Genomic DNA, 24751 nt, shown 5'->3' with positions numbered 1-24751 from the left:
GTGACCCAGGCAACAGGAGAATGGGTAGCAAACGCTTGTTTCTTATCACTTCTGGAGGAACGCGCTGAACTCCTCCAGGTCGATCAGGCCGTCACCGTCCTTGTCCAGCTTGAGCACCCCCTCCTGGGCGGCCTCCAGCGTCACGGGCTGGCCGAGCACCTCCATCAGGCGCACGAGCTCGACAGCGGAGATGCGGCCGTCCTTGTCGGCGTCGATCAGGTCGAAGGTGGTCGCGTACTCACTCATGGGGGCACCTCTCTACGAGTCCGATCTCGGGTCAGACCTTAGTGGTCACCTGTCGCAGCGCGTCGATGAACGCGAGGACTTGTGGGCTCTCGTCCCTTTCGCGCCAGGCAATGGCCAGTTCCCCAGGAGGCAGCCCCGTAACCGGCCGGTACGTCATGCCGGGCCGTTTGTAGAGCGCGGCGTTCCCCTCGGCCACCAGCACCACCCCGAGCCCGCTGATCACGGCCTCGAACACCTCCTCCGGCGTGTTGGCCGTCACCCCGACCACCGGCTCGTCGCCACGCGCGTCGAGGCCGAGCCAGAAGTCCCGCAGCGGCCCCGCCGCCCGCGGCAGCGCGATGAACGGCTCCCGCCGCAACGCCTCGAACGGGATCTCCGCCAGCTCCGCCAGCGGGTGGTCGGCGGGCATGGCGACCCCGCGCCGCTCGGTGGCCAGCACGTGCGTCCGCAGCCCCGCCGGCACGGGCAGCCAGATGAACGCCACGTCCGACGACCCGTCGGCCAGCCCGCCGCTGGGGTCGTCCCAGCCCACCAGCCGCAGTGACACCTCCCACCCCGGCATCGTCGCGCGGAAGCGGCGCAGCGCCTCCTGCTGCAGCCCTCTGCCCACGGCCGTCTGCAGGCCGATCACCAGCGTGCCCGTGGGCGCCGCCGCCCGCGCCTGCTCCACCCCGGTGTTCCAGCGTTCGAGCAGCTCGCGGGCGACCGGCAGCAGCGCCGCCCCCTGCCGGGTGAGCACCACCCCGCTGGGCACCCGCTCGAACACCCGGAACCCGAGCAGCCGCTCCAGCACCCCGAGCTGCTTGGACAGCGCGGGCTGGGAGACGAACAGCCGCTCCGCGGCCCGCGTCACGTTCAGCTCCTCCGCGACCGCCACGAAATACCGCAACTCTCGCAAGTGCACGTCCATAGCCAATGGTTATAGCAAAGGGTCTTGGACCCCGGGCGGAAGCGCGCGGCACGATCGGACGCATGAAGACACGGACTCTCGGCAGCTTGCAGGTTCCCGCGATCGGCTTCGGCGCGATGGTGCTCTCGCCCGGCGTGTACGGCGAGGTGGACGACGCCCGCGCCGAGGCGGCGATCAAGGCTGCGCTGGACGCGGGGGGCACCCACGTGGACACCAGTGACGCCTACGGCCCCGACGGCCACAACGAGCGCCTGGTGGGCCGCGCGATCAAGGGCCGCAGGGACGAGGTGGTGGTCGCGACCAAGTTCGGCCTGGCGATCCCGGAGGGCGAGCCGAGCCGGTCGCACCCGGTCGGCTACGCCTTCGGCGAGCTGCGGGTCAACGCCGAGCCGCGCCTGGTGCGCCGGTACGCCGAGCGCAGCCTGCGCAACCTGGACACCGACGTGATCGACCTCTACTACGCCCACTACCCCGACCCCGGCGTGCCGATCGAGGAGACCGCCGGCGCGCTGGCCGAGCTGGTGCGCGACGGGCTGGTCAGGCACATCGGCCTGTCCAACGTGACGGCCGCCCAGCTCAGGGCGGCGCACGCGGTGCACCCGGTGACGGCCGTGCAGAACGAGTGGTCGATGTGGCGGCCCGTGGACGCCGACCTGCTCGCGGCGGCACGCGAGCTCGGCGTCGGGATCGTGGCGTGGAGCCCGCTGGGCAACGGCTTCCTGACCGGCACGGTGCAGGCGCTCGGCGAGGGCGACTTCCGGCACAACGCCCCCCGCTTCTCGGCCGAGAACCTCGCGGGCAACAACGACCGGTACGCCCCCGTCAGGACGCTGGCCGCGAACCTCGGCATCACCCCGGCCCAGCTCGCCCTTGCCTGGCTGCTGCACCAGGACGAGCACGTGGTGGCGATCCCCGGCAGCCGCACCCCCGCCCACATCGAGGAGAACCTGGCCGCCGCCGACCTCACCCTGCACCCCGACACGCTGGCCAGGCTCGGGGAGGCGCTGGCCAGGTTCGAGGTGAGCGGCGGGACGCTGCTCTAGACGACCGCCGCCGGCACTCTCGTCGGGGGCCGCCGTGGCCCTGGAGGACTGCCGCCGGCACCCCGTCAGAGGCCCGCTGTGGCCCTGCCTCTGATGGGCGTGGCGAGCCAGACAGTGGCGATCGACGTGTAGAGGATGAGCAGGGCCACGCCCGGTTCGGCCGCCAGCACCGAGACGACGACGGCTGCGGCGAGCAGGCCGGCCCAGCCGTACAGGATCGCCCGGCGGCGGGGCGAGCCGGTGTGCGCGGCCTCCTGGACGGGGGTGACCAGGGCCATGGTGGCCGCCCCCGCGGTGCCCAGCGCGTCCTGGCCGAGCGCGATCCCGGCCCCGAGCAGCGCCGCGCCGGCCACCACGAGGCCCAGGCAGAGCACGGCCACCCGTGCCTCCACGCCCTCGAAGAGCAGCCGGGTGGCCTTGCCGCGGGTCAGCCGCGTCGTGGTCCACGCCTCGGCCACCCAGCTCACCCAGTGCAGCAGGGCGAGGACGACGAAGACCACGATGACCGGCGGGACCGCGGGCAGCAGGAAGATCAGCCGCCAGCCCTGCGGGAACCTGCCGCGCAGCCGCGACAGCCGCCGGTAGACGGGGTTGCGCTGCTTGAGCGCCCGCACCAGCAGGTCCCTGGCCGCGCCGAAGCCGGGGTCGAGGCGAAGCACCTCGCGGAAGCTCTCCGCCGCCCGCCCCGGCTCCCCGAACCGCAGCGCCGCACGGCCGTCGACGAAGTGCGCCGTCGGGCTCTCCGGGTCGATCCGGAGGGCGTGGGCGGCGGCGGCGCGGGCCTGACCGGCGTCACCGAGGTTGGTGCAGGCCAGCGACACCAGGCTGACCAGGTCGGCGTCCTGCGGCTCGATGCTCAGCCCGCGCAGGGCGGCGTCGGCCGTCTGCCGCCACTCGCCCTTGAGCAGGTGCGCGCGGGCCAGCACCTCCCAGGCCGGGGCGTACTCGGGGGAGAGGTCCAGGGCCGCGCGGATGGCGGCGATGGCGTCGTCCGGACGGCGCGCCCGGTTGTAGACCTGGGCGGCGGCGTAGTGGGGGAACCAGTGGTCGGGGGCGAGCCGTACCGACTCCTGGGCCTCCTCGACGGCCTCCGTCACCTTCCGCTGCTCGATCAGGGCGAGCGCCAGCAGGGCGTGCCCGCCGACGTGCTGCGGCTCCTCGGCCAGCAGGCCGCGCAGCTCCCGCTCGGCGTCGGCGGGGCGCCGCAGCCGCAGCAGCGCACGCGCCCGCTCGACCGGATCCGCCACCCTCGTCACCGCGCGCCCACCAGGCCGGCCACCCTCACCACCGCACACCCACTCTCACCAGGGAGCCCTCACCACTTCGCCTTCACCCAGGGCATCAGCTCGTCCCAGGCGCCGGAGTCGTTGGCGTGCATGACGTAGTTGCGGGCGGTGCCCATCCACTCGCGGACCGCCGTGGGCCGCACGCTCCTGGCGGCGGCCAGCAGGTCCTGCGTGGTCAGCGGGATGGGGCGGCCGGCGTTGAGCGACTGCTGGAGCTTGGCCTCCACCGCCCGGTCCACCACGCCCTTGAGGTCCGCGCCCACGAAGTGCTCGGTGACCTGCGCCACCGCGTCGTAGTCCATCTCGGCCAGCGGCTTGTCGCGGCACAGGATGCGCAGGATGGCCGCGCGCGCCTGCTGGTCGGGAGGCGGCACGAACACCGGCTGGTCGAGCCGTCCCGGGCGGCGGAAGGCCACGTCCACGTACCACGGGGCGTTCGTGGCGGCCAGCACCAGCACGCCCTCGTTGGCGTGCTGGTCCACCCCGTCCAGCTCGGACAGGAACTGGTTGACGAGCTGGCGGCCGTGCGCGTGGCGCATGTCGGAGCGGCGCCCGGCCAGCGCGTCCACCTCGTCGAAGAACAGCACGCACGGGCGGTTGCGGCGGGCCAGGTCGAACGTGGCGCGCAGGTTGCGCTCGCTGTTGCCGATGTACATGTCGAGGATGTCGGCCAGGCCCACGTTGACGAACGCCGCGCCGAGCTCGCCGGCCGCGGCCCTGGCCAGGTGGGTCTTGCCCGCGCCCGGCGGCCCGTACAGCAGCACGCCGCCGCCGGCGCGCTTGCCGAACGCGGCGAACATCTCCGGCTGCTGCATCGGCAGCAGCAGCTTGATCCGCAGCGCCTCCTTGACGGTCTCCATGCCGGCCACGTCGGCGAACGAGACCCCGGACCGCTCCACCTCCGCCGTGCTCGCGTCGCCGGGCAGCGGCACGGACGGGAGGAACGGCGACGCGGCGCCGGGCGGCGCGGGCGCACCCGCGTACGGTGGCGGTGCGACGGCGGGGGGCGCGGTGGGCGAGCCGCCGGCCGCCCCGTGGGGCGGCGGGGTGGCGGGGCGCGAGGCGCCGGTGATCCGGGCCTCCAGCTCCTGGTCCGCCACCGACGCGTCGCGGGAGGTGGCCTCGAAGTAGCGGTAGGCGGCCTTGGCCGTGTCGCCCTCGCCCAGCAGCGCCCGAGCCGCGAGCACGCCCGCGGCGGGCGGGTAACCCGGCACGGACAGCAGCGGCTCCAGCGCCGCCATCGCCTCCCCGAAGGCGCTCTGGCGGATGAACGCGTCCGCCAGCCCGGTGATCAGCTCCGGGTCCTGGGGCGAGAGCGCGAGCGTGGCGCGGAACTCGGCCTCGGCGTCCGCCAGGTAGCCCTTGGCCAGGAGCTGACCGGCGAGGTGCCGGCGCAGGGGGAGGTTGTCCGGGGAGAGACGCGCCGCCTCGCGGAGCGCCTGAAGGCCGGCATCGTCGGGCACGTGCCGTTCCCTTCTGTCGCAGGTTTCGGTCATCTCGGACTACGCAAGATACCGAAATCTCGACTACCTGGGGTTATTCAGGGCCGGATGGGTGTGGTCTGGGCGGAAGCGATCCGCCAGGCGCCGTCCTCCTCCTTCACCGCCACGTACGTCAGCCATCCGGACGCCGACGGCAGGGCCGCCCGCGGGTCCTGCCTGACCTCCGGATCACGGCCGTCGAACACCCGCTTCATCGAGGCCACGATCGCCACGTCGGGCCGGACGAACCGGATGTCCGCCACCTCCGTCCTGGTGATCACATCGGCCAGCGGCGACTCCAGTGCCGCCTTCATCACCTCGGCCAGCGCGTCCCTGCCCGCGACCCGCCGCCCGGCGATGTTCACGATGGCCGTGTCGGCGGTGTGCAGGGCGACGAACGGGTCCAGGTCGTTCTGGTGCGTCTCGGCCTCCGCGACCAGGCGCCTGATGGCGGCGACGTCCTCGGTGCTCTCCATGATGACCTCATCTCCCTTAATTCGGAGCGTTTCGCTCCGGTAAGAGGATGTTATTAACGGAGCGCTTCGCTCCGCAAGGGGTCAGCGGGGACGGAACAGGCTCAGCCGATCCTCGCCGACCCGTTCCCGCAGCTCCCGGTCCTCGACGCCGAGCCCCTCGGCCGGCGCCAGGGCCAGCACGCCCACCTTCCCCACGTGCCGGTTGAGCTGCACGGCGCGGGCCGCGTCCGCCGCGCGCTCCAGCGGGTACACGGTGGAGAGCGTCGGGTGGATCAGGCCCAGCGAGATGAGCCGGTTCACCTCGTGGCACTCCTGGTAGTTCGCGCCGTGGGAGCCGATGATGCGCTTGAGCTTCATCCACAGGTGGCGGTTGTCGTACTCGTGGGCGTACCCGCTGGACGAGCCGCACGTCACCACCGAGCCGCCCCGCCTGGCCACGTACACCGAGGCGCCGAACGTCTCCCTGCCCGTGTGCTCGAACACGATGGCCGGGTCCTCCCCCACCAGCCGCCTGACCTCCGCGCCCAGCCGCCGCCAGGCCTTCTCGTCGCCCAGGTCGTCGAACTGCGCGCGGTCCACGACGTACGGGCAGCCCATCCTGCGCAGCAGCTCCGCCTTCTCCGGCGAGCTGACCACGCCCACAGGGATGCCGCCACCGCCCAGCACGAGCTGCACGCCGTACCCGCCGAGGCCGCCCGTCGCGCCCCACAGCAGCACCACGTCGCCCTGCTTCATCCGCGCGCCGCGCTCGCCGACCAGCATCCGGTACGCGGTGGAGGCGCACAACATGTTGCAGGCCGCCTCCTCCCAGGTCAGGTGCCGGGGCTTGGGCAGCAGCTGGGTGGCCTTGACCACGGCGAAGTCGGCCAGGCCGCCGAAGTTCGTCTCGAAGCCCCAGGCCCGCAGGTCGGCGGCGAGCATGCCGTCGTGCTGCACGACCGGGTCCTCGCCGTCCACGTACGCGGGGCTGGTCACCACCCGGTCGCCGATCCGCCACCGCCGCACCGCCCTGCCGGTCCTGACGACCACGCCGGCCGCGTCCGAGCCGAGGACATGCGTGGGCAGGTCGTGCCTCGGGTCCGTACGCCCGAACCGCTCCAGGAACGCGAACGTCGGGATCGGCTCGAACATCGCCGACCAGACCGTGTTGAAGTTGATCGCGCTGGCCAGCACCGCGATCAGCACCTCGTCCTCGGCCAGCTCCGGCATCGGCACCTCGCCGACGTGCAACGTCCTGCGCACGTCCTTGTCGGGCTCGTCCTGGTCGAACGTGCCCACCTCGTCCTTGCGCAGGTGGGCGGCCCGGTAGGTGGCGGGCACGTCGAGACTCGCCAGCTCGGCGGGCTCCGCGCCCGCCACCACTGCCTGTGCCAGTGTCATAGCAGTCCTCCCAGGTGCTCGGCGATGACCTCGACGTGCGGCGGATCGAGCAGGTCGAGGTGGTGCGCCCCGGGGATCTCGACGATCTCCAGGTTTGGGCAGTACGGCCCGAAGCCCCTGGCCGGGTCGCCCTCGTGGGCGTAGCGGGGGTCCCGCACGGTCCAGGGGGTGGGCTCGGTGGAGCGGTAGAGCACGACCCTGCCGTGGTACGGGGCCTCGGGGCGGTAACGTTCGATGGCCCTGGTGTCCTCGTGCGAGGTGAGCTGGTGGCGGAGCACCGCTCCGGGCAGCGCCTCCATCGCTCCCGACTCGGCCATCCTGGCCCTCACCAGGGCCGTGCGGGCGTCCTCCGCCAGGTCGAGCAGCTCGGCCGGATCCAGCTCCAGCTCCACGCCGTACGTGCTGCGCAGGTGGGCCGCGAAGTCCGCGTAACGGCGCGCCTCGATCTCCCGGCGGGCCGCCTCCGGCACCTGCTCCGGCAGGCCGGAGTCGATCATGGCCACCAGCTCGACGTCTGCCGCGCCCAGCCGGCGGGCGAGCTCGAACGCCAGGATCCCGCCGAACGACCACCCACCCAGCCGGTACGGCCCCGGGCCCGCCTCCTTGATCGCCTCGGCGTAGCGTCCGGCGCGCTCAGGGATGTCCAGTGCGGTGTCCAAGGCGGTGTCCAAGGCGGTGTCCAGGCGTTCGAGGCCGCGGACGGGAGTGCCGGGCAGGCGGGCCGCGAGGAGGGCGTACACGCCGGTGGTGCCGCCCGCGGGGTGCGCGAGGTAGAGCGGCCTGCCGGCGGTGACGGCGTTCAGCCGCCGCACCACCCCTCGCCCGGCCTCCGCCTCCTCCAGCCCCCGCACCACCTCGGCCAGCTCCGCCACGCTCACCGCACCCGGCCCGTCCGGCACCCTGTCCTGGGCGCTCGCGGGAGGCGGCGCGACCGGCCTGCCGAGCTCGCGGCTCAGGAGGGCTGCCGCCTGGGGCAGGACGTCCGGCGGGACGAGGTCCGTGACGGAGGGCTCGCGGCCGAGGAGCCCGGCGAGCACCCGCACCACCTGCCGCTCCGCCGCGTCCCTGGCCGCGACGGCGGGTGCGGCCGCCGGCAGGCCCAGCTCGGCGGCGACCATGCCCGCGAGGGTGCCCACCGAGCAACCCGTGAGCATGGGCGCGGTGGGCACCGTGACGCCGAAGTCGTGCTCGATGGTGCCCCGCAGCCGGGTCGCGGCCAGCGAGTCCAGCCCGGCGTCCGTCAGCACCGCGCCCGCGCCCAGCCCGTCCGGGGTCAACCCCAGCACGGCGGCCGCCCTCTCCCGGACGCGCACGAACACGGCTTCCGGCGTGAGCGTGGCGAGATCCAGCGGGGCGACGGGTTCGGGTCGCGAAGGGCCGGAGGGGCGGTCCTCGATGCCAGGCGGGCCGTCCCCGGGACCGCTGCCGCCATCCGCACGAGCCGGGGAGGCAGGCACGCGATCAGCCGCTTCGTGTGTCACGCCGGAGAAATACGGCATGCGGCCGATGGCCGGGAACATCGTGACCGCTTGGCTGACGTCCACCTTGACGACTCCGGCCGACCTCCCGCCGCTGATCAGCGTCTCCAGCGCATCGAGCCCCTCCTCCGCCGTCAGCGGCTCCACGGCGGGCAACCCGACCCCGGCGGAGGTCCCCGCCCACGGCCCCCAGGCGATGGCGACCCCGGGCAGGCCGTCCGCCCGGCGCAGCTCGCACAGCACGTCCAGCCAGGCGTTCGCCGCCGCGTAGGCCGCCTGCCCGGGAGAGCCGAGCATCCCGGCCGCCGACGAGAACGCCACCCACCAGTCCAGGTCCAGGCTCCTGGTGGCCTCGTGCAGACGCAACCCGCCGTCCACCTTGGCCGCCCACACCCGTTCGAGGCTTCCGGGGTCCAGGTCGGCGATCAGGCGGTCGTCCAGCACCCCGGCCGCGTGGATCACGCCGCGCAGCCGCATCCCGCCGGCCGTCGCCGCCGCCACCAGCCGCTCCGCCGTGCCGGGCAGCGCGAGGTCCCCCGTCACCACCTGCACGACCCCGTCGGCCTCGGCCTCGGACCGGCCGTTCAGCACGACGCGGGTCGCGCCACGCTCGGCCAGCCGGGCTGCGACGAGCCTGCCCAGGCTGCCGGTCCCCCCGGTGATGAGGTACGCGCCCGGCCCGACGACGCCGTCCGCGCCGCCGGCCGGCGGCTCCGGGGCGTGAACAGGCAGGACCGGGGCGCGCGCAGGTGGCGTGGAAGCGCGGCGCAGGCGGGCCGCGTATCGCACCCCACCGCGCCAGGCCACCTCGTCGTCCCTCACCTCACCGCCCGCGCCACGCGCCGTGTCGTCAACGTGGGTCAGCTCCGCCGCCAGGTCGGCGAGGTCGTCGAAGTCCACCAGGGTGGCGCGGAGCTCGGGCCGTTCCAGGGCGAGGACCCGGACCAGCCCGCGTAACGCCGCGGGCCCCGGGTCGGGTCGCTCGCCTTGCAGGACCGCCTGCGCCCGCTCGGTCCCGATCGACACCCGGCAGCCCCGCGCGGCCAGGGCGGAGACCACCAGGATCACCCGCCGGGCCGCCGCCGGAGAGAGGCCGCGGGAGGGCAGCAACAGCACGGGCGGCGAAGGGTCGAGCCCGGCGGGGAGGAGCGCGTTCTCCCCGCGTGGCAGCGCGAGGAGCGTGGAGGTGGGGCCGAGCAGGGAATGGAGGCGGGCCGCCCGCGCATCCCCCTCATCGGCCAGGATGAGCCACGCGCGGGACGAGCCCGCCTCCCGTGGTGGCGCGGGGTCCCAGTCTCTTGTGACCAGTCTGCCGTCCAGCAGGTTCGGCGGAGCGAGCGGGGGCAGGGCGCCGGCCCAGTGGCGGACGTGGCGCCAGGGCGAGTGGGGCACGTCCACGACGCGCCCCGAGGTGCGCGGGGCGACGGCGGTGGCGGCGGTCGCGATCTGGGTGTGGAGGTCGCCGGTCGTCAGCACGGCGGTGGGCGGGAGGGTGCCGCGCAGGGCGCCGGTCAGCACGGGGTGCGGGCTCACCTCGGTGAACAGGGTGCGGCCGTCCTCGACGGCGGCTCGTACGGCCTGCATGAGCCGCACGGGACGCCGCACCCCCGCCGCCCAGTAGGCCCCCTCGAACACCGGCACCTCCCGGGGATCCTCGAAGACCACCGAGTAGTACGGCACCACCGGCTTGCCCCCCGCGACCCCCGCCAGCTCCTGCCTGAGCACCGGCAGCAGCGGCTTGACCTGCGGCGAATGCCCGGCCCCCTCGGCCGTGAGCGTCCTGGCGAACATCCCTCGCCCCGCCACCGACTTCGCGAACGCCGCCACCCGCTCCGGCTCTCCCGTCACCACGCACTGCCCGGGCGCCGAGTACACGGCCACGTGCAGGTCGGCGGGCACCTCGCAGGCGTCCACCCCCACCACGGCCATCGCCCCGCCGCCGCCCAGCCCGCCGAGGAGCCTGGCCCGCGTGCAGATCACCTTGACGGCGTCCCGCAGCGGGAGCCCGCCGGCCACCACGGCGGCCGCCACCTCCCCCATCGAGTGCCCGATCACGGCGGCCGGCTCGAACCCGTAGGCGCGCCAGGTCTGCGCCAGGGCGAGCTGGGCCGTGAAGAGGATCGGCTGGATCTCGGCGACGCCGGAGGGGAGGGGGTCGTGGACGTCGATGCCCGCTTCGGCGGCGAGCAGCGGGGCGACGGCGTCCACCGTCCACCGGTACGCGGGTTCGACGTCGTAGAGGCCCAGGTCGGGAGGGTGGGGCCGGTAGCCGCCGAACACCCACACGGGCCCGGCGCCCGCCGTCTCGGCGAGCCGGGCTCCGGACGCCGGTGCGGGCCGCACGTCGCGGAGTCGTCCGGCGAGCTCCGCGGCGTCGCCGGCCACCACGGCGGCGGCGACCCTGCCCCGTCCGGCGCGCCGGGCCAGGGTGTGGGCGACGTCCCGCAGGTCGGCGTCGGGACGCCAGGCGGCCATCGCCCGGGCGTGGTCGCGGACCCTGGCCTCGGTGGTGTCGGTGAGCAGGAAGACGTGCTTGGCGGTGCTCCCGCGCCCCGAGCCACCCGCACGAGCCCCGTCGGAGCCCGGCGTCGCACGTGGCGAGCCGCCCGCGTCCGGCGTCGCGTGCGGGGGGTCATCCGTCCGTACGCCGTAGGCGTCCAGGGCGACGTGCGCGTTCGTGCCGCCGAACCCGAACGCCGACACCCCCGCCCGCGCGTCCGCCCGTGGCCAGGCGGTCGGCGAGGTGACGACCTTCAGCGTGTCCCAGGGGATGTGCGGGTTGGGGCGGTGGAAGTGCAGGCTGGGCGGGATGACGCCGTGGTGCAGGGCGAGCACGGTCTTGATGAGCCCGGCGACGCCGGCGGCGGCCTCCAGGTGGCCGAGGTTCGTCTTGGCGGAGCCGAGCAGCACCGGCGTGCGGACGGCGGCGGCGATGGCGCGGGCCTCGATCGGGTCCCCGAGGAACGTGCCCGTCCCGTGCGCCTCGATGTAGTCGGGCCCGCGATCCCCGTACACCTGCCGCAGCAGCGCCTCCTGCGCCTCCGGGTTGGGGGCGACGAGGCCGTTGGAGCGGCCGTCCTGGTTGACGGCGGTGGGGCCGACCAGGGCGAGCACGCGGTCCCCGTCCCGGACGGCGTCCGCGAGCCGCTTGAGCACCACCACCCCGCAGCCCTCGGCGCGCACCATCCCGTCGGCCGAGGCGTCGAACGCCTTGCACCGCCCGTCGGGCGCGGTGCCGCCGCCCCGGTCGAAGGCCAGCGTGATGACCGGGGACAGCAGCAGGTTCACGCCTGCGGCCAGCGCCAGGTCGCACTCGCCGACGCGCAGGCTGGAGACGGCCAGATGGGTGGCGACGAGGGAGGAGGAGCAGGCGGTGTCCACGGCCATGGAGGGGCCGCGCAGGTCGAGCAGGTAGGACAGGCGGTTGGCGCCCATGCCGAGCGCGGCGCCGGTGGCCGTCCAGGCGTCCACGGAGGCCAGGTCGGCGGTGGTGAGGTAGGCGTACTCGTTGCCGGAGATGCCGGTCCAGACGCCGGTGCGGGTGCCGGCCAGCGACCTGGGGGCGATGCCGCCGTGTTCGAGCGCCTCCCAGGCGGTCTCCAGGAGCAGCCGCTGCTGCGGGTCCATGGCCGCCGCCTCGCCCGGCGCGATGCCGAAGAACTCCGCGTCGAACGCGGCCACGTCGTCGAGGAACCCGCCGTGCCGGGTGGCCCCCGCGGCGCCCTCCCCGAACAGCTCCCAGCGCCACGCGGGCACCTCGCCGACCGCGTCGCGCCCTTCGACGAGCAGCTCCCAGTACGCCCGCGGGCCGTGCGCGCCGGGGAAGCGGCAGCCGACGCCGACCACGGCCACGGGCTCACCGGTGGGAGGCGCGGCACGTACGGGGGTCCCGGGGGTGGCCAGGGCGCGGGCCAGGCGGTTCACGGTGGGGTGCTCCCACAGGAGCGTCGGGCTCAGCTCCCGGCCCAGCAGCTCGCCCAGCTCGGCCGCCACGGCCACCGACTCCCGCGAGGAGAGCCCGTACTCGCCCAGGGGCCGGTCGGGGTCCACGTGCTCGCCGAGCCGCTCGACGAGGAAGCGGCGGATCTCACCTTCGCCGGGTACGTCCATCAGCGCTCCCATGCATCTGGGGTGATCGGCCAAGATACCCACGGGCCAGGGGCGAGGGTCAGGCCCGGACGGAACATTCCTCGGCCGCGTTTTGTCACTGCGGTGATGATTTATCCGGCGTGACGCAACGAGGGCCGGAATTTCGTACGGACGCTCATAGCCGCGCCGCCGCCCCACCGCCTACCCTCGCCTGCACTGCCGGCGAAGGAGCCCGACCATGTCATCACGCATGCGCCGCCTGCTGGCCGTGGCGGCGGTGCCGCTGCTCGTCCTGTCCGCGCCGGGTGTCTCCACCGCCCGCGCCGACCCGGACTGGTCGCTCGTCCCCGAGGGCTCGGCCTCCGGGCAGCCCAGCGCGAAGCCGACGCGGCCCGCCCAGGACACCGGTCACCTGCCGTGGCAGAAGGCGCTGCCCGGGCAGGCCCGCGTGGTGCGCGAGCGCCGCCTCGACGCCCGCACCCTGGACGTGCTGATCTCCTCGCCGTCGGTCGGCCGCATGCTGCCGGTCCGGCTGCTCCTCCCGCAGGGCTGGTCGAAGGGCGCGAGACGCACGTGGCCGGTGCTGTACCTGCTGCACGGCGGCGCGGACGACTACACCTCGTGGACCCGCATGACCGACATCTCCACCTACACCGCCGACCTGGACGCCATCGTCGTCATGCCGGAGGCGGGCCGCGCCGGCAACTACACGGACTGGCACAACGGCGGCAGGGGCGGGCAGCCGGCGTGGGCCACGTTCCACACCTACGAGGTGCGCCGCCTGCTGGAGATCGGCTACCGCGCCGGCAGCCGGCGGGCGATCGCGGGCCTGTCGATGGGCGCGTACGGCGCCGTCAAGTACGCCGCCCGCAACCCCGGCATGTTCCGCTTCGCCGGGGCGTACAGCGGCATCCTGGCCACCCGCCTGCCCGGCATCCCGGCGGTCATCATGAACGCCCAGGCCAGCGAGAAGCAGGACCCGCTGGCGCTGTGGGGCGACCCGAAGCGCGACAAGCGGGTGTGGGCCGCCAACGACCCCCTGGCCCTCGCCGCGAACCTCAAGGGCGTCGCCCTCTACCTCTCCAGCGGCACGAACAGCTTCAACGGCCCGCTCGACCCGCCGGGCTCGCCGTGGCATCCGGCGCACCTGGGCGAGCCGATCTCGGCGTACACGGGCAAGGCGCTGAGCAAGCGGCTCAAGCAGTTGCGCATCCCGCACACGCTCCACCTGTACGGGAACGGCACGCACACCTGGCCGTACTGGATCAGGGAGTTCAAGAGCTCGTACCCGATGATCCGCAAGGCGCTCGGCGCCTAGGGGACGGCCGCCCGCACGTCCCAGCCGGTGCCGCGCCGGTGCAGGCGCGGCACCAGGTCGGCCATGCCGGGCCGGCCCCGCTCGCGCCACTCCAGCGCCCAGCCGTCGAGCCGGTCGGCCGCGGCGGGGGCGCCCGCCACGAACAGGTCCCCCGAGGGGCCCGCCAGGGCCACGCCGCCCGGGTCCGAGCAGCCGACGCCCCACCCCTGGTCGCCGAGGGCGGCCGTGGTCAGGCCCTCCGGACGGGCGGCCATGAGGTAGGCGTGCAGGTCGACGGCGCCCGGCCAGCCGGTGCCCCCACGCCCGTCGGTGATCATCAGTTCGAGCAGCCGCATGCCGACGGCCGGCTCGTGGGCGCGCAGCCACTCGGCCGCCACCCACCACATCCGGCCCGCCGCGTCGCGGGTGAGCGCGTCCACGCCGTAGGAGGGCACCGGCCACTGGTCGTGCGGCTCGGGCCTGGCCTCGGCGAAGCCGCCCGGCATCAGCAGGTCGGCGGCGAGCCGGTCGGGGCCCGCGCCGCGGCGCAGCCGTGCCACGGCCATGGCGCGGGCCAGCGGGGCGAGGTGCACCGGGGTGACGATCAGCGCTCCCGGCACGGCGTGCCGCACCCACACGTCGGGGACGCGTACGGGCGTGACCCAGGCGATCACCCGGTCGTACCCCACGCCGGAAGGCCCGCGCCGCTGGTCGCCGGCGGCCGCCACGCCGGAGGGGCCGCGCCCCTGATCGCCCGCGGGGGGCGCCCAGCGCGTGCCGTCGCCCGTGACCAGCCGCACGTTGCGGCACCCGTCGTCGGCCAGCAGGCGGGCGGCGCGCGCGGTCAGCCGCGCGTCGATGTCGACGGAGGTGACGTGCCCGTCCGGCCCCACCAGCCGCGACAGCACGGCGGCGGAGAACCCGGACCCGGTGCCGATCTCCAGCACCCGGTGCCCCGGCTCCGCCTCCAGCCGCTCCAGCATGCCGGCGACGACGGCCGGGTTGGGGGCCTGCGGCAGCCGGGCGCCGCCCGCCAGGACGGTGTAGGCGGGCCGGTCCACGCAGGCCAGGGCGCGTCGCACGGCCTCGCCGGCGATCGCGTCCCAGGCCTGCGTCATGGATCGCCCCCTACGGAACGTCGAACGTCTTGCGGTTGCCGGCCCCGATGACCTCGATCCCCTTGGTGCCGAGGATGCCGTCGAGCGGCAGCGACACCGTGTAGGGAGCCGTGGCGGGCAGCCCGATGCCGGGCAGCGATCCGATGACCTCGATGCCCCAGTACTCCGGCTGCTGGATGTAGACCAGCGGCGAGAGCGAGACCGTCATGTTGAGGTACGGCTTCGTGCCGCTGACGATGAGGATGAACGACCTGGGCACAATGCCGGGGACGACCCGCGCCTCCTCGAAGTCGATGAGCCGTACGGACGACGGAGCCGGCAGTTCGGCGAAGTTCTCGACCATGGTGAAGCCCCCTTCACGACCAGTGATACCCCCACGCGGGCCACCACAGCCGATCCAGCCGATGACCCGTCCATGGCTCAAACTCTCATGCCCCGCCCGAGCCGCGACAGGTCCACCGGAGACTCCCACGAGACCCTAACGGCCAGGACATGCCCCGCTGATCTACAGCTTCCTCAGCACCACCAGCTCGCTGCGGTGGTCGGCCCCGATCGGCTGCCACGCGGCGGGCCTGATGCCGGCGCCCATGAGCGTGCCGCCGTGCAGTCGGGAGCCGTCGGTCTCCAGCTCGTACAGCGCCTCGGGGTCGAGCCCGGTCAGCCGGAGCGTGCGGGGGCCGCGCTTGGCGTTGCCGAGCGGGTTGTAGACCAGCACCACGACCTGGTCGTCCAGCACGTACTGCACGGCGGAGCGCTCCTGCCCCGGCGTGCCGGCCAGCCGGTACTGCGCGCCGTGCTGCACGGTCCTGCGCACCCGCTTGTACTGGGCGATCAGCTCGGCGGCCGTCTCCAGCTCGCCGGAGGTCCACTCCGACAGGTTCCCGCCGACGCCCAGCACGCCCGCCATCGCCACGTGGAAGCGGTAGCGCAGCGGCATCGCGCGCCTGGTGGTCGGGTTGGGCGAGTCGGTGACCCAGGCGGACATGGCACTGGCCGGGTAGAGCTGGGAGAACCCGTGCTGCACGGTCTGCCGGTCGCGGGCGTCGGTGTTGTCCGACGGCCAGACCTCGTCGGTGTAGCGCAGGATCCCGTAGTCGACGCGCCCGCCGCCGCCGGCGCACGACTCGATCCGCAGCCCGGGATGCCGCTCGCGCAGCGCCCGCATCACCTCGTAGACGCCGCGGGTGTGCTCGATCCAGACCAGGTCCTGGCCGGCGCCCCGCTCGGGCCAGCCGGCCTGGGTGAACGGGCGGTTCATGTCCCATTTGAGGTAGTCGAGGCGGTGCTCGGTGACGAGCCGGTCGAGCCAGCCGAGCGCCCACTCGCGTACGTCGTCGCGGGCGAAGTTGAGCACGAGCTGGCCGCGCTTCTCGTCGCGGCGGCGGTGCTCCAGGTGCAGCGCCCAGTCCGGGTGCGCCCGGTAGAGCTCGCTCTCCTTGCTCAGCCCCTCCGGCTCCACCCACAGCCCGACGCGCAGGCCCAGGTCGCGGATGCCGTCGAGCATGCCGCTCAGCCCGTCGGGGAACCGCTCGCGATGCGGGAACCAGTCGCCCAGCGAGGTGGTGTCGTCGTCGCGGCGGCCGAACCAGCCGTCGTCGATCACGAACAGCTCGACGCCCAGCGAGGCGGCGGTCTTGGCCAGTTCGAGCTGCTGCGCCTCGGTGACGGCGAACGTGGTGGCCTCCCACGAGTTGTACAGCACGGGCCGCTCCTCGAAGGGGGTCGGCAGCACGTGCCCGCGGGCGTACGCGTGCCAGGCCCGGCTGGCCCCGCCGAACCCGCCGGTGCTGTAGAGCCCCAGCACGGACGGCGTGACGAGCTCCTCGCCCGGCGCGAGCGTCCAGCGCAGGCCCTCGTGGCCGAAGCCGCCGGAGACGCAGACGCCGCCCTCCGGCCGCTGGGTGGTGGTCAGGCGCCAGCTCCCGCTCCAGGCCACGGCGACGCCCCAGACCTCGCCGTGCTCCTCGGTGGCCTCACCGGCGTCGATCATCACCCACGGGTTCGCCACGTGGCTGGTGATGCCCTGGCGGCTGGTGAAGACCAGCTCGCCGACCGGCAGCGGGCCGCGCTGGAGCTGCGACTCCTCCGCCCAGGCGCCGAAGACACCGCTGTAGCGGTAGGCCGGGGCGTCGGGGACGAACCAGTTGCCGGAGTCCAGGCGGGTGACGGCCACCTCGGCGCCGGCCCTGACGGTGGTCCAGCGCTCGATGACGTCGGTGTCCTGGCGCACCCGCAACGACAGCACCACCTCGAACGGGTGGTGGGCGTCGGCCAGCAGCACGTCCAGCCGCTCGGCCCCGCCTTCCTCTTCATGCCGCTCCGCCCCGGCCAGGCGCAGCTCCAGCGAGCGCGTGTGGCCGAACGCGACCTGCAGCGAGGGCGAGCCCCATCGCGTGCCGCCGTCCACCGGCAACAGCTCCTCGACCTCGCCGGGCGTGGAGAAGCTGGAGACGTGCCGCCTGGGCAGGCCGGTGACCTGCCGCGCGGCCTCCGGTGAGAGGCGTGGGCCCCAGTACGTCTGCCGCGGCGCGGCCTCCCCGGTGTCCGGGTCGATCTCCACGCCTATGACGTACGTGGAGGAGGGCGTGGTGAGCGCCCAATGGTGGTCGTCGAGCGGGATTACAGGCATCGGCGTCCCCCGAGCTGCTGGTTCGATCAGGCGGCTGGAGACTAACCCGCTTTAATGCACCAGGTCAATGAAAGAGCGCCACAAAGGTGGTCTTCCTGTGATCCACGCCACCGCTTTACTTGACAACGGGAACAAATACCCCCAACCATGGCCCCGTGTTCTCACACACCGCCACGGACCCTGTGCGGCTCACCGACGCCACGCGCTCCGTGTTCGTCGAACTGCTCGTGCACGGCCCCCTGTCGAGGGCGGAGGTGGCGCGGCGGCTGACCCTGTCGCCGTCCGCGCTGACCAAGCTGACCAGGCCGCTCATCGAGGCGGGCTACCTGCTGGAGGCCACCGGCGAGGAGGGCCCGGCGACCGTCGGGCGGCCCTCGCAGCCGCTGCAGGTGGACGCCTCGCGCATGTCGTTCGTCGGCATCAAGCTCACCGAGGACGAGCTGTTCGCCGTACGCACCGACCTGGCGGCCACCGTGCACGGGGAGACGTCCAGGCCGCTCGCCGACCACGACATCGACCACGTGCTCGGCCGGATCGTCGAGGCGGTCGAGGAGCTGACGGTGCCCGAGCGGCCCCTGTCGGCCGTCGGCATCAGCCTGGCCGGCACCGCCACGCCGAGCGACCCCGTCGTGCACACCTCGCCGTTCCTCGGCTGGAGCCAGCTACCGCTGGCCGACCTGGTCGAGCGGGCCGTGAACGTGCCGACCGTGCTGGACAACGACGTGCGGGCGCTGACGGCCGTCCAGCAGTGGTTCGGCGAGGGCGTGGGGCGCTCGTCGTTCGCGCTGGTCACCGTTGGAGCGGGCCTCGGCTGCGGGCTCGTCATCGGCGACCGGCTGGTCACCGGGCGATCCGGCGCCACCGGGCTGGTGGGCCACCTGCAGATCGACGACCGCGGCCCGCTGTGCGAGCGGGGCCACCGCGGCTGCGCCCGCGCGTACGCCTCCTCCCCCTCCATCCGCCGCTCGATCGCCACCACGATCGACCGGCCCGAGCTCACCTTCGACGACTGCCTGGCGCTGGCGGCCGACGGCCACCCCGTCGCCCGCCGCGTGCTCGACGAGGCCGGCGCCGCACTCGGCCAGGTCGTCGCCACCGTCGCCAACATCACCGGGCCCGAGCTCGTCGTCCTGTCCGGCGAGTCGGTCCACATGTACGACGTGTGCGCGGAAGCGTTCCACACCGCTCTCGCCGCCCACACGCACTGGACGGCCGGCCCCGTACGGGTCGCCGTCAAGCCCTTCGCCTTCAACGAGTGGGCCAGGGGAGCGGCCGTGACCGCTCTCCAGCATCTGCTGTTGCACCGCTGAACAACCGCCGGCGGGCACTAGGAGGTCAGTTGACCAGTGATACCGTCCGCGCCGCCCCCCGCACCCCATCCGGAACAGTGCCCGGGACAGTGCCCAGGACTCCCCCACCCCCCTTCCGACGCCGACTCGGTGACCTGCCCGTCGCCGTCCTGTTCGTCCTCCCCGCCGCGATCGGCTTCGCGCTCTTCTACCTCTGGCCCGCCATAAGGGGCGCGTATCTGAGCCTGACCAGGTACAACGTCCTCACGCCGCCCCGTTTCATCGGGCTGGAGAACTACGAGAAGCTGTTCGGCGACCGCCTGTTCTGGAACGCGCTGAAGGTCACCGCCGAGTACGTGGTGCTCAACATCGTCTCCCAGACAGTGATCTCCATGCTGCTGGCCGTCCTGTTGTACCGGCTGACGAAGTCCATGCTGGTGCGCGGGATCGTGCTGCTGCCCTACCTCGTCGCCAACGTGATCGTGGCCCTGCTGTGGTTCTGGATGCTGGACTTCCAGCTCGGCGTGGTCAACAACATCATCGAATGGCTGGGCTTCGACCGGGTCGCGTTCTTCGGCTCCGACCTGGCCATCCCCACCATCGCGGGGATCAACACCTGGCGACACATGGGCTACACCGCGCTGCTCATCTTCGCCGGGCTGCAGATGATCCCGCCCAGCGTGTACGAGGCCGCCGCCATCGACGGGGCCTCGGAGTGGCGCACCTTCTGGCGGGTCACGCTGCCGCTGCTGCGGCCGGTGATGGCGCTGGTCATGGTGCTCAGCGTGATCGGCTCCTTCCAGGTCTTCGACACGATCGCGGTCACCACGGCCGGCGGGCCGATCAACGCCACCAGGGTCATCTACTTCTACATCTACGACCTGGCGTTCAACCGGTTCAACTTCGGCTACGCCGCCGCGCTGTCGTCCGTGCTGTTCGTGCTGCTCGCCGGGGTCGCCTACCTCCAGCTACGCCTCTCCCGCGCCGGTGAGTCCGATCTGAGGAGTTCGTGATGGCCCGGATCCGATGGGGCAGGGTGGCGGGCTGGGCCGTGCTCGTGCTGGTCATGCTGGTGACGCTGTTCCCGTTCTACTGGATGTTGCGCACGTCCTTCTCCAACACCCGCGCGCTGGCCGCGGGGGCCGCCGACCTGCTGCCCGTGGACTTCACGCTCGGCGCCTACCGCCGGGTGCTCGGCCTGTCGAGCACCGCGGAGGCGGTGGCGGAGGGCGGGTCGAGCGGCACCGTCAACTTCTGGCTCTACCTGCGCAACTCGATCGTCGTCTCCACGGTCACCACGGCCGGGCAGGTCTTCTTCGGCGCGCTGGCCGCCTACGCCTTCGCGCGGCTGCGCTGGCCCGGCAGGAACGCCGTCTTCACGCTCTTCGTCACCGCGCTCATGGTGCCGCCGATCTTCACCACGCTGCCCAACTTCGTGCTGATCAAGGAGCTGGGGCTGCTCAACACCTTCCTCGGGATCGTGCTGCCGCACCTGCTCATGACGCCGTTCGCGGTGTTCTTCCTGCGGCAGTTCTTCCTCGGCATCAACGCGAGCGTGGAGGAGGCCGCGCGCATCGACGGCGCCGGGCACGTGCGCACGTTCTTCCGCATCGTGCTGCCCATGAGCCGCGGGCCCATCGCCACGCTGGCCATCCTCACCTACATCACCAGCTGGAACGACTACTTCTGGCCGCTGCTGGTCGGCAAGGCGGAGAACGTCCGGGTGCTCACGGTGGCGCTCGGCATCTTCCGCTCCCAGACGCCGCAGGGCAGCCCCGACTGGGCCGGCCTCATGGCCGCCACCCTCTTCGCCGCGTTGCCGATCATGGTGCTGTTCGCCCTGCTCGGCCGCCGCGTCATCGACTCCATCGGCTACACCGGCGTCAAGTGAGCGCCGTCCCCCCACCACGGAAGGTTGTTGTGATGAAGCGTTGTCTTGCCGTCACGGGCGCGGCGGTGCTGCTGCTGGCCGGATGCGGCGCCCAGGAGGAGCCGCAGGCGGCCGCCGGGCCCGTCACCATCGACTACTGGCTCTGGGACACCGCCCAGCAGCCCCAGTACCAGGCCTGCGCCGACGCCTTCCACAAGGCGAACCCGAACTACACCGTCAAGATCACCCAGTACGGCTGGGACGACTACTGGAACACGCTGACCACCGCCTTCGTCTCCGGCACCGCCCCCGACGTGTTCGTCGGCCACCTGTCGCGCTACCCCGAGCTCGCCGCCCAGGGCCAGATCCAGCCCCTCGACGAGAACGTCACCAAGGACAAGGTGGACCTGTCGATCTACCAGGACGGCCTGGCCGACCTGTGGGTCGCCAAGGACGGCAAGCGGTACGGGCTGCCCAAGGACTTCGACACCGTGGCGGTGATCTACAACACCGACAAGCTGAAGGAAGCCGGCGTCAAGCCCGAGGAGATGGCCGAGCTCAGCTGGAATCCGCAGGACGGCGGCACGTACGAGAAGATGATCGCCCGCCTCACCGTGGACAAGAACGGCAAGCGCGGCGACGAGCCCGGCTTCGACAAGAAGAGCGTCGCCACCTACGGCCTCGGCCTGGCCGGCAGCGGGGCGGGCTTCGGGCAGACCGAGTGGAGCCAGTACGCGATGAGCAACGGGTGGCAGTACGGCGACCAGAACCCGTGGCCGAGCAAGTTCAACTACGCCGACCCCAAGTTCAAGGAGACCATCAAGTGGTTCACCTCGCTCATCGACAAGGGGTACATGCCGACCATGGACATCGCCAGCTCCGGTGTCGGGCAGATCGACGCGTACGGGGCGGGCAAGTACGCGATGGTCACCGAGGGGAGCTGGAACACCAAGACGTACTGGAACCTGAAGGGCGTCAAGTCGGCCCTCGCGCCCACCCCGATCGGGCCGACGGGTAAGCGGGCCAGCCTCTTCAACGGCCTGGCCGACAACATCTCCGCCTCAACCGACGGCCCCGACGCGGCATGGGCGTGGGTGAAGTTCCTCGGCTCGCCGGCGTGCCAGGAGGAGATCGTGGCCAAGGAGGCGATCGTCTTCCCGGCGATCAAGACGGCCACGGTGAAGGCGGAACAGGCGTTCAAGGACGCCGGGATCGACGTCAAGCCGTTCACCATGCACGTCGAGGAGGGCACCACGCACCTGGCTCCGATCGCCGAGCACTGGGCCGACATCACCGCGACGATGACGGAGACGATGGACGCGATCTTCTCCTTCAAGGCGGACATCAACTCGCTCGACCAGGCGAACGCCACCGTGAACGGTTACTTCGGCTGAGCGACGCGAGGGCCGGGCGCCGCCACTCAGGCGGCGCCCGGCCCTTTTCGCGGTTCCGGGGTCAGGAGGTGTGCAGGTACACCTGGCCGAAGACCTCCGACAGGTTCTTCAGGTCCGTCGCCAGGTCCACCTCGGGGTGGGCCGGGTCGTAGACGGTGGCCAGGCGCGGCTTGATCGTGCCGAGCTTCTTGAGCTGCTCCCACGTGGTGTTGGCGGCCCACTTCTCGCCGTACACGCGGCTGACCTGCCCCTGGTCGTTCTGCCAGCGCGACCACAGCGTGACGGTCTCGGCGGCGTCCTCGCGCAGCGGCGCGGCGATCCGCTCGGCGATCGCCTTGGTGACCTGCTGCTCGTTCAGCGCGGACGAGCCGGCGGCGGCGAACGAGGCGTCCTCGGCGGCGATCTGCGCGTAGGCGTCCCAGGCGCGGGCCTGGACCTGGGCCCACTGGTTGCGCTGGGCGGCGGTGGCGTCGATCTTCCAGGTCGCGTACTCGGTGGCGAAGTGACCGCTGTCGAGGGCGAGCTGGTCGAGGTAGCCCTTGCTCAGCCAGGCGCCGATGCGCTCGGGGTCGAGCAGCGGGTACTTCTTGGTCAGCTCGGCCGTGCAGGCCTGGTCCGCGCCGCAGCCGAGCACCGGCACCACCGTGTGCGCGGCCAGCTTCTTGCCCGGCAGCAGCGTGCGCAGGGCGGTCGTGGTCTCGGAGACGAACTTGTCCAGCTCGTCCGCCGTGGCGAAGGTCTGGTTGTGGCCGAGCTGCGAGGTGAACCTGACGCCCACGACCCCGGGCTGCGTGGCGACCAGCGCGGCGATCCTCTTGGCGGCCTCGGTGAGCTTGCCGGCCTTGTAGTCGTCGGCGAGCTCGGTCTCGATCCAGACCCGCATGGTGGTCTGGGTCTGGGCCATGGTCTGCGTGGCCTGGCCGGCCGGGGTGGCCTGGGCGGCGGTCTTCTCGGCGGCGGTGATCGCGTTCGGGTCGACGTAGCACTGCTCGCCGTTCTGGCACTCCGGCGTGCCGCCGTCCTCGGCGCCCGGCACGTCAGGCGAGTCGACGTCGTGGAGCTGGCCGTCGCCCTCGGCGTCGGTCGGGCACTCGTTGCCCTCCTCGCCGCAGTCGATCATGATCGGCGGGATGGGGGCGGCGTTCTCCATGTTCTCGCCGTCGTTGCCGAGCCAGAACAGCGCGGTGTCGAGGGCCTCTTCCGGCGTGTTCAGCCAGGTGCACACCACGTACGACGGGGTGCCCGGGGGCAGCTCGTCGTTGCAGTTCCTGTCGTCGTCCTCCGAATAGGCGGGGACCCCGATGCCGAGCAGCGAGAGGGTGAGACCGATGATGAAGACCTGCCGTAGCCGCCGTCTCATGACACCTGACTTCCAGGGGGTGATCGTGGGCATATGAACAATATCCGGACGATCAAGGACGATCAATGAGATCCGCGGCGTTCTTCACGCCATGCTCAACACGTAGTAGCCGTCCCAGTCGTGCGGCGTTCTCCCGATATTCACCTGCGGCGATCAGCCGCGCCGCCAGCTCGTCCCTGGTCAGCTCGGTCACGGGCAACGGCCGCGGCCCCGCTCCCAGCGCCGCCACCCGCCTGCCCCAGAACGGCTGATCGGAGAAGAACGGGCAGACCACGTTCGGCACCCCCGCCGTCAGCGCCGTGCCCGTGGTCCCGGCGCCGCCGTGGTGCACGACGGCCGCCATCCGCGGGAACAGCCGCTCGTGCGCCACCTCCCCCACCACCCTCAGGTCGTCGTCCCCGGCCACCGGCAGCCCCTGCACGACGCCCCGCATCCGCGCCCGCCGCAGCGCCCCGGCCACCTCGGCCGCCACGCGCTCGCCCTCGTCAGGCACCATGCTCCCGAACCCTACGAACACCGGCGCCGGCCCCGCCTCCAGGAAGTCCTCGATGCCGCTGTCCGTTCCCGCGGCCAGGAAGTCCTCGATGCCGCTGTCCGTTCCCGCGGCCGGCAGCCGCCAGTAGCCGGTCAGATGCACGTGCCCGGGCCAGTCCGCAGGTCTGGGCACGACGAGCGGGCTCACCCCGCACCACACCGGCACCCGCGCCCGCCGGTCCGCCGCGAACGGGCTCCCGCGCAGCGGCCCCAGGCCCAGGACGCTCGACCGCAGCCGGTTCACCATGCGGCCGAGCACCACCCAGCCGAGCCGCTCGATCACCGCGTAACTGGCCCGGTTCCCCAGCGGGCCCAGGGTCGCTCGGGGGATCAGCGGGTTGGGGAACTCGCGGGTCGGCTCGCTGGGCTGGAAGTGCAGGATCCGGTACGGGGTGCCGTACCGGTCGTGCAGGTGCCGGCCGAAGGCGCCCAGGGCGGGGGCGAGCACCAGGTCCGCGTCCGCGCAGGCGGCGTCCACCTCCTTGACCAGCGTGGTGGCCAGCGGCTCGACCACGGTTCTGAACCCGCGCACGAACCCCAGCGGGCCGCTCCCCAGCCACCGCCGCCCCTCCTCGCTCTCCACGACCGCCCGCGGATCCACGCCCAATGCGGCGAACACCACCCCGGGCACCGCCGACGCGACCTGCCGCTCGCCGGGCTCGGCCGCAACGGCGTTCTCGGTGCCGTGGCGGGCGAGCCCGGCGTAGCGAGCGGGCGCGACCAGCGTGACCGCATGGCCGCGCGTGGCCAGCTCGCGGGCGAGCGCCGCGCACGGCTGCACGTCCCCTCGCGACCCGAGCCCCAGCACCGCCACCCTCACGTGCGCACCGTCCTCGCCACCCTCGCGTGCCCTCCCGCCTCCCGGGGCAGC

At 73.0% G+C, this 24751-nt stretch carries 18 protein-coding genes; 6 read left to right on the top strand and 12 right to left on the bottom strand.

Annotated elements, in window-relative coordinates; genetic code table 11:
• Positions 1-45 precede the first annotated feature (45 nt).
• Both HD597_RS54765 and HD597_RS54760 read right to left on the bottom strand, forming a co-directional pair.
• Positions 46-246 (bottom strand): EF-hand domain-containing protein, encoded by a 201-nt coding sequence (locus HD597_RS54765; protein WP_253756039.1) that lies wholly within the window; start codon positions 244-246, stop codon positions 46-48.
• A 31-nt stretch (positions 247-277) separates the two neighbouring features.
• On the bottom strand, positions 278-1156 hold the full coding sequence (locus HD597_RS54760) for a LysR family transcriptional regulator (RefSeq protein ID WP_276083272.1): 879 nt from the start codon (positions 1154-1156) through the stop codon (positions 278-280).
• Between the two features lie 62 nt (positions 1157-1218).
• On the opposite strand from HD597_RS54760, the gene HD597_RS54750 reads away from it, so the two are divergent.
• Complete coding sequence (locus HD597_RS54750; protein WP_253756037.1) at positions 1219-2199, top strand: aldo/keto reductase; 981 nt, start codon at positions 1219-1221, stop codon at positions 2197-2199.
• 65 nt (positions 2200-2264) lie between these two features.
• Here HD597_RS54750 and HD597_RS54745 read toward each other — a convergent pair whose 3' ends face one another.
• The 5 genes from HD597_RS54745 to HD597_RS54725 all read right to left on the bottom strand — a co-directional run bounded on the left by HD597_RS54745 (position 2265) and on the right by HD597_RS54725 (position 12410).
• A complete protein-coding gene (locus tag HD597_RS54745; RefSeq protein WP_253756035.1) occupies positions 2265-3455 on the bottom strand; it encodes a tetratricopeptide repeat protein in 1191 nt (396 codons plus the stop codon).
• Between the two features lie 59 nt (positions 3456-3514).
• Positions 3515-4948 (bottom strand): ATP-binding protein, encoded by a 1434-nt coding sequence (locus HD597_RS66305; RefSeq protein ID WP_253756033.1) that lies wholly within the window; start codon positions 4946-4948, stop codon positions 3515-3517.
• Positions 4949-5025: 77 nt separating this feature from the next.
• Positions 5026-5442 carry an SgcJ/EcaC family oxidoreductase gene (locus tag HD597_RS54735; protein ID WP_253756031.1) on the bottom strand — a complete coding sequence of 139 codons (417 nt, stop codon included), beginning with the start codon at positions 5440-5442 and terminating at the stop codon, positions 5026-5028.
• An 81-nt stretch (positions 5443-5523) separates the two neighbouring features.
• Positions 5524-6822 (bottom strand): crotonyl-CoA carboxylase/reductase, encoded by a 1299-nt coding sequence (ccrA, locus tag HD597_RS54730; protein ID WP_253756028.1) that lies wholly within the window; start codon positions 6820-6822, stop codon positions 5524-5526.
• Positions 6819-12410 carry a type I polyketide synthase gene (locus tag HD597_RS54725; protein ID WP_253756026.1) on the bottom strand — a complete coding sequence of 1864 codons (5592 nt, stop codon included), beginning with the start codon at positions 12408-12410 and terminating at the stop codon, positions 6819-6821. Before HD597_RS54725 ends, ccrA begins: the two co-directional genes overlap by 4 nt.
• A gap of 217 nt (positions 12411-12627) precedes the next feature.
• Between HD597_RS54725 and HD597_RS54720 the strand changes: the two genes are divergently transcribed.
• Positions 12628-13707 carry an alpha/beta hydrolase gene (locus tag HD597_RS54720; protein WP_253756024.1) on the top strand — a complete coding sequence of 360 codons (1080 nt, stop codon included), beginning with the start codon at positions 12628-12630 and terminating at the stop codon, positions 13705-13707.
• Here HD597_RS54720 and HD597_RS54715 read toward each other — a convergent pair.
• From HD597_RS54715 to HD597_RS54705, 3 genes are all read right to left on the bottom strand, one after another.
• Positions 13704-14804, bottom strand: a complete 1101-nt coding sequence (locus HD597_RS54715) for a methyltransferase domain-containing protein (RefSeq protein WP_253756022.1) — start codon at positions 14802-14804, stop codon at positions 13704-13706. The two genes, HD597_RS54720 and HD597_RS54715, sit on opposite strands and share 4 nt — an antisense overlap.
• A 10-nt stretch (positions 14805-14814) precedes the next feature.
• Complete coding sequence (locus tag HD597_RS54710) at positions 14815-15147, bottom strand: hypothetical protein (RefSeq protein WP_253756020.1); 333 nt, start codon at positions 15145-15147, stop codon at positions 14815-14817.
• Between the two features lie 162 nt (positions 15148-15309).
• Positions 15310-17433 carry an alpha-galactosidase gene (locus HD597_RS54705; RefSeq protein WP_253756018.1) on the bottom strand — a complete coding sequence of 708 codons (2124 nt, stop codon included), beginning with the start codon at positions 17431-17433 and terminating at the stop codon, positions 15310-15312.
• A 155-nt stretch (positions 17434-17588) separates the two neighbouring features.
• On the opposite strand from HD597_RS54705, the gene HD597_RS54700 reads away from it, so the two are divergent.
• The 4 genes from HD597_RS54700 to HD597_RS54685 all read left to right on the top strand — a co-directional run bounded on the left by HD597_RS54700 (position 17589) and on the right by HD597_RS54685 (position 21986).
• The gene (locus HD597_RS54700) at positions 17589-18743 is read left to right on the top strand and encodes an ROK family transcriptional regulator (protein WP_253756016.1); all 1155 of its coding nucleotides are present in this window, start codon (positions 17589-17591) and stop codon (positions 18741-18743) included.
• 89 nt (positions 18744-18832) lie between these two features.
• Complete coding sequence (locus tag HD597_RS54695) at positions 18833-19735, top strand: carbohydrate ABC transporter permease (protein WP_253756014.1); 903 nt, start codon at positions 18833-18835, stop codon at positions 19733-19735.
• Positions 19735-20613 carry a carbohydrate ABC transporter permease gene (locus tag HD597_RS54690; protein ID WP_253756012.1) on the top strand — a complete coding sequence of 293 codons (879 nt, stop codon included), beginning with the start codon at positions 19735-19737 and terminating at the stop codon, positions 20611-20613. Before HD597_RS54695 ends, HD597_RS54690 begins: the two co-directional genes overlap by 1 nt.
• 32 nt (positions 20614-20645) lie before the next feature.
• Positions 20646-21986 (top strand): ABC transporter substrate-binding protein, encoded by a 1341-nt coding sequence (locus tag HD597_RS54685; RefSeq protein WP_253756010.1) that lies wholly within the window; start codon positions 20646-20648, stop codon positions 21984-21986.
• Between the two features lie 61 nt (positions 21987-22047).
• On the opposite strand, the gene HD597_RS54680 is transcribed toward HD597_RS54685, so the two are convergent.
• Together HD597_RS54680 and HD597_RS54675 are read right to left on the bottom strand one after the other, a co-directional pair.
• Positions 22048-23346, bottom strand: a complete 1299-nt coding sequence (locus tag HD597_RS54680) for a hypothetical protein (protein ID WP_253756008.1) — start codon at positions 23344-23346, stop codon at positions 22048-22050.
• Between the two features lie 52 nt (positions 23347-23398).
• Positions 23399-24700 carry a glycosyltransferase gene (locus tag HD597_RS54675; RefSeq protein WP_253756006.1) on the bottom strand — a complete coding sequence of 434 codons (1302 nt, stop codon included), beginning with the start codon at positions 24698-24700 and terminating at the stop codon, positions 23399-23401.
• Positions 24701-24751: the final 51 nt, after the last annotated feature.

The organism is Nonomuraea thailandensis (assembly GCF_024172165.1).
Taxonomy (GTDB): domain Bacteria; phylum Actinomycetota; class Actinomycetes; order Streptosporangiales; family Streptosporangiaceae; genus Nonomuraea; species Nonomuraea thailandensis.
Note: the sequence above shows the minus strand (reverse complement) of the source record. Positions and strands in the feature narration are given on the sequence as shown.

Coding starts and splice junctions, on each gene's coding strand:
- HD597_RS54765 (WP_253756039.1), bottom strand. CDS start 246: ATGAGTGAGTACGCGACCACCTTCGACCTGATCGACGCCGACAAGGAC.
- HD597_RS54760 (WP_276083272.1), bottom strand. CDS start 1,156: ATGGACGTGCACTTGCGAGAGTTGCGGTATTTCGTGGCGGTCGCGGAG.
- HD597_RS54750 (WP_253756037.1), top strand. CDS start 1,219: ATGAAGACACGGACTCTCGGCAGCTTGCAGGTTCCCGCGATCGGCTTC.
- HD597_RS54735 (WP_253756031.1), bottom strand. CDS start 5,442: ATGGAGAGCACCGAGGACGTCGCCGCCATCAGGCGCCTGGTCGCGGAG.
- ccrA (WP_253756028.1), bottom strand. CDS start 6,822: ATGACACTGGCACAGGCAGTGGTGGCGGGCGCGGAGCCCGCCGAGCTG.
- HD597_RS54725 (WP_253756026.1), bottom strand. CDS start 12,410: ATGGACGTACCCGGCGAAGGTGAGATCCGCCGCTTCCTCGTCGAGCGG.
- HD597_RS54720 (WP_253756024.1), top strand. CDS start 12,628: ATGTCATCACGCATGCGCCGCCTGCTGGCCGTGGCGGCGGTGCCGCTG.
- HD597_RS54715 (WP_253756022.1), bottom strand. CDS start 14,804: ATGACGCAGGCCTGGGACGCGATCGCCGGCGAGGCCGTGCGACGCGCC.
- HD597_RS54710 (WP_253756020.1), bottom strand. CDS start 15,147: ATGGTCGAGAACTTCGCCGAACTGCCGGCTCCGTCGTCCGTACGGCTC.
- HD597_RS54705 (WP_253756018.1), bottom strand. CDS start 17,433: ATGCCTGTAATCCCGCTCGACGACCACCATTGGGCGCTCACCACGCCC.
- HD597_RS54690 (WP_253756012.1), top strand. CDS start 19,735: ATGGCCCGGATCCGATGGGGCAGGGTGGCGGGCTGGGCCGTGCTCGTG.
- HD597_RS54685 (WP_253756010.1), top strand. CDS start 20,646: ATGAAGCGTTGTCTTGCCGTCACGGGCGCGGCGGTGCTGCTGCTGGCC.
- HD597_RS54680 (WP_253756008.1), bottom strand. CDS start 23,346: ATGAGACGGCGGCTACGGCAGGTCTTCATCATCGGTCTCACCCTCTCG.